Source organism: Deltaproteobacteria bacterium (genome assembly GCA_003696105.1).
Lineage (GTDB): Bacteria > Myxococcota_A > Polyangia > Haliangiales > J016 > J016.
Genome location: RFGE01000303.1, coordinates 1 through 7,207, shown reverse-complemented (window position 1 = coordinate 7,207; position 7,207 = coordinate 1). Strand labels below are relative to the sequence as shown.

Annotated in this window: 8 protein-coding genes; all 8 read left to right on the top strand. The window is 72.2% G+C overall.

The annotated features are described in order from the left end of the window. Nucleotides 1-92 precede the first annotated feature (92 nt). On the top strand, nt 93-1,835 hold the full coding sequence (locus tag D6689_19135) for a hypothetical protein (protein ID RMH38598.1): 1,743 nt from the start codon (nt 93-95) through the stop codon (nt 1,833-1,835). Nucleotide 1,836: 1 nt separating this feature from the next. Then, nucleotides 1,837-2,562, top strand: a complete 726-nt coding sequence (locus tag D6689_19130; protein ID RMH38597.1) for a CPBP family intramembrane metalloprotease — start codon at nt 1,837-1,839, stop codon at nt 2,560-2,562. Between the two features lie 185 nt (nt 2,563-2,747). Further along, nucleotides 2,748-2,912, top strand: coding sequence for a SelT/SelW/SelH family protein (locus tag D6689_19125; protein ID RMH38596.1), 165 nt, complete (start codon nt 2,748-2,750; stop codon nt 2,910-2,912). Between the two features lie 32 nt (nt 2,913-2,944). Continuing rightward, entirely contained in the window at nt 2,945-3,805 is an 861-nt protein-coding gene (gene nadC / locus D6689_19120) for a carboxylating nicotinate-nucleotide diphosphorylase (protein ID RMH38595.1), read from the top strand. Next, nucleotides 3,802-4,539 carry a biotin--[acetyl-CoA-carboxylase] ligase gene (locus D6689_19115; protein RMH38594.1) on the top strand — a complete coding sequence of 246 codons (738 nt, stop codon included), beginning with the start codon at nt 3,802-3,804 and terminating at the stop codon, nt 4,537-4,539. The genes nadC and D6689_19115 overlap by 4 nt, the downstream gene beginning before the upstream one ends. After that, nucleotides 4,536-5,156, top strand: coding sequence for a hypothetical protein (locus D6689_19110; protein RMH38593.1), 621 nt, complete (start codon nt 4,536-4,538; stop codon nt 5,154-5,156). Before D6689_19115 ends, D6689_19110 begins: the two co-directional genes overlap by 4 nt. Nucleotides 5,157-5,772: 616 nt before the next feature. Continuing rightward, the gene (locus tag D6689_19105; GenBank protein ID RMH38592.1) at nt 5,773-6,816 is read left to right on the top strand and encodes a tetratricopeptide repeat protein; all 1,044 of its coding nucleotides are present in this window, start codon (nt 5,773-5,775) and stop codon (nt 6,814-6,816) included. A gap of 8 nt (nt 6,817-6,824) precedes the next feature. Beyond that, nucleotides 6,825-7,207, top strand: a 383-nt coding sequence (locus D6689_19100; protein ID RMH38591.1) for a hypothetical protein, incomplete at its 3' end; no start/stop codon positions are given.

Sequence of the window (7,207 nt, the reverse complement as noted above, 5' to 3'; positions counted from 1 at the left end):
GGTTCGCGCGCCGCGGATCCGTCAGGGGCGCCTGTTACAACCGGCGACGGCGCTGAGGCGTCGGGGCAATCCATCCTCGGGGGAGGGCATCCATGAGCCACTTCATTCGCGTCGCCGCGATCGTCGCGGCGCTGGTGACCGGCGGCGTCGGCGTAGCGCGGGCCGACCTGTTCGAGCTGACCTGGGGGAGCGAGGGGTACTTCCGCACCCGCACGGTGTACCTCACGAACCTGGCGCGCGTGCCGCCGGGCGGCCGGCTGTCGTTCGGCGGCAACCACCCCGTGACGGGCGAGTCGCTCAGCCCGCTGCCGGAGATCAAGCGCACGTCCTATATCGTGAGCCGCCTGCGGCTGATGCCGACGCTCAACTTCGAGAAGATCGCCTCACTCAAGATGCAGATCGACGCGGTCGACGACGTATTGTGGGGCGACAACAACGGCCTGTCGTCGGCGCCGCTGCTCGCGACCGAGACGTCCAGCCAACCGTTCCTCGGCGGCGCCGTCGAGGACTCGGTCAAGATCCCGCGCGCGTGGATCGAGTTCCAGGTGCCGGTCGGCGTCATGCGCGTTGGGCGCATGCCGTCGCACTGGGGGATGGGCCTGCTGGCCAACGGCGGCGGCACCGGCAACTGGGATCCGATGGCTCCCGAGTCAGAGCCCCGCAAGTACACCGACTACTTCTTCAAGAACGACTTCGGCGACGCGCACTTCGGGTCGACCGCGGATCGCATCCTGTTTTTGACCAAGCCGATCACGATCGGCAAGACGATCGCCGGCCGCCAGGACGTCGACAGCAACTTCATCGTCGGCTATGCGTTCGACAAGATCTCGGAGGCGCCGTTTCTGCCCGCGGAGCCGGCGCAGCGCACGTTCCGGCCGTTCGGCCAGCAGGGGTTCATCTCGCGCGGCCGCAGCGACGACGTCAACGAGCACGTGTTCCTCGCGGTGTACGCCAACACCGACTGGGATCGGGTGCGCTACACCGACCAGCTCATCGTCGGCACCTATCACGTCGTGCGCACGCAGAAGGACAGCTCGACGTTTCCGTCCGACCCGAAGCTCGGCGATCCGAACGAAAACTGCAGCGCCAACGACGGCGAGTTCGTCGCCTGCAAGGACACGGGGGCCACGGTGTGGATCGGCGACATCTGGTGGAAGATCCGCTACGGCCCCTGGTACACCGAGGGCGAGGGCATCCTGATCAAGGGCACGGCGTTCGGCGGCATTCCGTTCCCGGCCAAGAACCAGCGCAAGAAGGCCGACATTTCGGGCGGCGTGGCCCGCTTCGGCTATCTCACCGACGTGTGGGACGCGCTCGTCGAGGTCGGCCACGCCAGCGGCGACGACCGGCTCGAGGACGAGACGTTCAAGCAGCGCGCGCTGCACCCCGACTACAACGTCGATTTGATCCTGTTCGAGGAGATTCTGCGCGAGGCGTCCGCGCGCACGTTCGGCCCGCCGTTCTATTCGGAGGAGAACCCGGAGGGGGCCACGGGGCTGATGTCCAACGGGGGCGTGATCAACGCCAACTACGCGCAGCTCAAGGGGCGCTACCGGCCGGGGATCGCAGGGCTCCAGCTCGTCGGCCAGGTCAACTTCGCGTGGATGGACACCGAGCCGGTCACGGGCACGGCGATCTTCCCGTATGCCGACGAACTCGACAGCAGCTACCTCGGCACCGAGGTCGACGTGGCGGCCAAGACGTCGTGGGGCGGCGACCACCTCGACTTTTCGCTCGAGGCCGGTTACCTGCGATTCGGTGACGCCCTCAAGCTGATGTTCCCGAACGGCGACAGCTCGTTCACCGTCCAGAGCCGGATGGCGTTCGTCTGGTGATGTGTCTCCGCTGCGCACGGCGCTGACCGCGTTCGCCGCCGCGATGGCGGCCGTGATCGCGCTGGCGCAGGTCGCCCGCGCGGTCCCGTGGGTCGCGGCGAACCTCGGCGCGCTGGTGGCGCTGGTGTTTCTGGCGATCCCGTTCCGCGTGGCCGCGGTGCGCCGCGTCGACATGGCCGACTTCGGCTTCACGCTCGATCCGATCGGCCGGGGCATCGCGTTCGGCGCCGGCTTCGTCGCGGTGGTCGTGCCGCTGTTTTCGCTCGGGTTCGTGGCGTTCTACGACGCGGTATGCGCGCCGGACGCGCCCGGCTGGCTCGCGAGTCTCGCGATGCCCGGGTTTTGCCGGTCGTGGCACGGCTGGTCGGGCGCGCGCATCCCGTCGCTGGGCTTGGGCGCGGTCGAAGCGGCGTTCGTCCAGGTCGTCGTCGTCGCGATCCCCGAGGAGCTGTTCTTCCGCGGGTTCTTGCACGAGCTGTGCGAACGGCGGTGGCCGCCGCGCCGTCGCGTGCTCGGCGGCGGCGTCGGCCTGGCGCTCATCGTGTCGTCGGCGCTGTTCGCCGTCGGCCACCTCGCGGTCGCGTTCGATCCGCGCCGCCTCGCGGTGTTCTTTCCGGGGTTGGCGTTCGGCTGGCTGCGGTCGGCCACCGGGTCGATCCTCGCCGGAGTCATCGCGCACACCGCGAGCAACCTGCTCATCGACGCGCTCACCGCGGTGTTCTTCTGAACGGCCGCCGGCGCGCGCTCGCGCGTGGCGCCGGCCGCGCCGCCGGTGGACCGCGCCGACACGCACGCCGCCGGCGCTGCGCTGTGCTATGAGGGAACGGGAAAAGCGGATTCCCCGGAGGGAGCGCCATGAAGGTCACGATCGAATACTGCGTCGTCTGAAACTACTATCCTCGGGCGGCCAGTTTGGCCGCCGCCATCCAGCGCGCGTTTCCGGACGCCGAGGTCGACCTCGTCAAAGGGGACCGCGGCGTGTTCACGGTCACCGTCGACGGCCGCGAGATCTGGAACAAGTACGAGACCGGTTCGTTTCCGAACGACGACGACATCGTCGCGGCGCTGCGCGGGTGACGCACCCGCGCCGGTCGTGGTAAGCGGACCCCATGCAACTGGCCCGGTTGCCGGCCGTACAGCGTCTGATCGAGCTGGCGCTCGACGAGGATCTCGGGCGCGGTGACGTGACGACCGACGCCGTCGTCGGGCCCGGCGACGGCGTCGCACGCGCCGCCGTGGTGGCGCGCGAACCGCTGGTCGTGTTCGGGCTCGACGTGGCGGCCGCCGTGTTCACGGCGGTGTCGCCCGCGATCGAGGTCGCCCCGGCGATAGCCGACGGCGCGGAGGTGGCGGCCGGCGCGGTGGTGGCGCGCGTATCCGGCCCGGCGGCGGACGTACTCATGGCGGAGCGGACCGCGCTGAACTTCCTGCAGCGCCTGTCGGGCATCGCGACGCTGTCGCGGGCGTTCGCCCGGGCGGTCGCCGGCACCGGGGCGCGCGTGGTCGACACCCGGAAAACGACGCCGGGTTGGCGGGCGCTCGAGAAGGCGGCCGTCCGCGCCGGTGGATGCTACAACCATCGCTTCGACCTCGGGTCGGGCGTGCTGATCAAGGACAACCACATCGCCGCGTGCGGGTCCGTGGCCGAGGCGGTCGCGCGCGCCCGGCGCGCCGCGCCGCACTCGCTGCGCGTCGAGGTCGAGGTTGGCGACTTCGACGAACTGGACGCGGCGCTGGACGCCGGCGCCGACGTCGTGCTGCTCGACAACATGTCGCCGGAACAGGTCGAGCGTGCGGCGGCGCGGGCGCACGCGCGCGGTGTCCTGGTCGAGGCGTCCGGCGGCATCTCCCTCGACACGGTGGCCGACTACGCGCGGCGCGGCGTCGACCTCCTGTCGGCTGGCGCGCTCACTCACTCGGCGCGGGCGGTCGACATCGCGCTCGACTTCTTGGCCGCGGGCGAGGGATGACCGTGGCGCGCTGGCTCGGTGCGGTCCGCCACGAACTCGACCGCTGCGCCTCCACCAACGACGAGGCCGACCGGCTCGCGCGGGCCGGCGCGCCGCACGGTGCGGTCGTCACCGCGCGCGAGCAGACGGCGGGGCGCGGCCGCGCCGGGCGCTCGTGGTACTCGCCGCCCGGTGACAACCTCTATCTTTCCGTCGTGTTGCGTCCACCGCTGGCGCCGCGCGACGTGCCGCCGATCGCACTTGCCGCGGGCGTCGGCGTGTGTGACGCGGTGAATGCGGCCGGCGTGCCGGCGTCAGTCAAGTGGCCCAACGACGTGCTGGTGGACGGACACAAGATCGCGGGTGTGCTGGCCGAGGCCAGCTGTCGCGGTGAACGCATCGACCACGTCGTGCTCGGGATCGGCGTCAACGTCAACGGCACGGCGTTCCCGGGCGGTTTGCGGACGCCGCCGACCTCCCTGCGGCTGGCGCTGGGCGGGACGCCGGTCGACCTGCCGGCATTTCGCGACGCGTTGTTGGCGCACCTGGAACGGTGGCTCGACCGGCTGTTTTCCGGCGGCGTCGCGGCGATCGCCGAGGCGTGGTGTACTCGCTGCCCGGCGATCGGTCGGCCCGTCGTCGCCGACGGTGTCGCCGGCGTGGCGCGCGGGCTCGACGCCGACGGCGCCCTGATCGTGGACACGCCCGCCGGCCCGCGCCGCGTGGTCGCCGGCGACGTGGAGGTCGCACCGTGACCCGCGGCCGGCGCGCGGTGCTCGCGGGTCTCGCGGCGGTCGTCGCGGCGGCGCTCGGGTGGCTCGCGGTGAGCGCCAACCGGCCGGCGGCCGGCGCACGGCGCGCACAGCTCGCGCGCGCGAGCGGGCGGACCGACGTGGTCGCGCGGTCGGACGCCGGGCCTCCGCGCGCCGCGAAGACGCTCGCGCCGCGCCGGGCCGAGGGGGACGCCGGCGCCGCCGGGGGCGCGCCGGGCGGGGTTGCCGAGTACCTGCGCGACGACGGCACGCTGGTGCGCGACCACCGCGGGGCCGACGAGCCACCGCCGGCGCGCGCCGTCTCGCAAGACACGTCGGTGCGCGTGCGCCGCGGCCTGCGCGAGCTGTTCAAGGACTGTGGCCGGCAGCTGCGCGCGCGAGACCGGAAGGCGCGCGGCCGGGTCCAGGCGGTCGTGACGGCGTCGATACGCGCCGGCCGCGTGACGGTGGAGGCGCTCGACTTGCAGATCGAGGGCCTGTCCGACTCGGAGTACGAGGCGTGCGTGCGCCGCCTCGTCGAGGGAGCAACGGTCGACGCCCCCGCCGGCCAGCGCGACGTGGACGCCCACACGTTCACCGTCCAGTACGCGGTGCCGTGACGCCCGGCCCGCGCCGCGGCGGCCGGCGCCGGCTCCGGCCAGCGGCAGCACCGCCCGCGGCAACGCCGGACCGCCGACGACGACGCTCGCGACCGCCGGCGGCCGCCCGGGGCCGGGCCCGCGAATGCGCGCGGCGAACTTCATCTCCTGGCGCGGAATCCGCAGGTTCTCGCGCACGCGCACCAGCGCCGGCCGCAGCCGCGTGACGTAGAGGTAGCCGGCCGGGTACGCCCCCAGCGACACGCCGCCGCTGATGGTGAGCGAGATTTCCGTGCGGTTGCGCGCGCTGGCGGCCCCCGTGACCACGCTCAGGGAGGCGGCGACCGCCAGCGCGACCGCGCGCCGGCGCCCGCGGGCGGGCGCGGCGATGCGGTGCGTCGCCCCCATGCCGGTGGGACGCGCGGGGCCGGCGTGACGTGACGCCCGCCGGGTCCGCGAGCGCCGGTCAGCCGGTGTGAGCCCCGGGCGCTCGCGCGTCGGCGCCGCGGCCGGTATACGCCCCGGCTGTGCGACCGAACGCGACAGCCGGGTGCACGGCCTGCGCCGACCGCTGGCGGCGCGGGCGATTTCGATCCACCCTTGCGGGGCGGCCGCTCGCGCCGTCCGCCATGGCCCGATGGATGTGCCGGAAAGGATTGGCAGATCGCACGCCGACCGGCGTGCGTTGCAGTTGGTTGTTGATGTCCGGCGATTCGTCTATAGTCCGGCGCTCCATGGCACGGAGGTCGTCTTGAACCGCGTGGATGCGCTGTGTCCGCCGATCGGCGCGCGGGTTCGCCGGGCGGCGGGAACCGCGCTCGTCGCGCTCGTCGCCGTGGCGGCGGTTGCCGCCGCGGGCTGCGCCGAACTCAGCGCCCGCCGCTCCGTCCAGCAGGGCAACAAACTGTACGCGGACGGCAAGTACGAGCTGGCGATCGAGCAGTTCGAGCGCGCGATCGAGCTGGCGCCGCACCTGGCGATCGCCCACCACAACTGCGGGCTGGCGCACCTCAAGATCTTCGAGCAGGCCGAGCCGGGGCCGAGCCGCGACGAGCACGCGAAGAAGGCCATTCAGCACTTCGTGACCTACCTGCAGAGCGAGCCGAACGACGACAAGATCATCTCGGCGCTCGTCCGTCTGTACGTCGACTCCGGCGACTTCGACGGCGCCATCGCGTTCTGGAAGAAGCGCCTGGACGCGTCGCCCGGCGACACGGCGGCCATGCAAGAACTCGCGCTCGTGAGCGAAAAGGCGCTGCGGTTCGACGACGCGCTCAAATGGCACCGCGCTCGCTACGAGGCGGCGCGCACCGATGAGGACCGGGTTGCGGCGCTCAGCGACATCGGCAACCTGCAGTTCCGCCGGCTGCTCAGCGACAAGGAGGCGTTTGGCCCCGCGCGCCTCGCGATGGCCGACATCGGCCTCGGCGCATTCCAGGAGGCGTCGCGCATGCAGCCGCAAAACGAGATGCTCTACTCGATGCAGGCCGCGCTGTACACGCACCGCGGCCTGGCGACCGACGTCGCGTGGGCGCGCGCGGTCGAGGAGAGTTCGGCGCTGATCAACCGCCTCAAGTGGCGCGACCTGTTTACCGCGAAGCAAAAGCAGGCGCAGGCCGCCGCCGACGGCAGTGGCAAGACGGGCGGCGGCGCGCCCGCCGGCGCCGGGGCCAGCCAGTAGGGGGGCGCATGTTCGAACATTACGTCGCAGCCAAGAAAGCGCGCCGGCCCGCGTGGGTCACCGCGATCATCCTCGCGTCGGTGGCGGTTCACGCGATCGCGGCGGGCGCGCTCATCGTCAAGTCGTTCTGGACGATCGAGAAGCTCACGCCGCCGGAGGCGCGCGCGTTGCTCACGCTCGGGCCGCCGCCGCCGCCGCCGCCGCCGAAGGGCAAGCGCAAGACGCAGTCGCTCAAGGAGAAGGTGCAGACGCGGCGCAAGGTGACGGATACCGTCCAGCCGGAGGAGAAGCCCGAGGAGATCAAGCCGGAGGAGATCGCCGACGACAGCGACACGGATGACGAAGGCGATGAGTTCGGCGTCGAGGGCGGCGTCGAGGGCGGCGTCGCGGG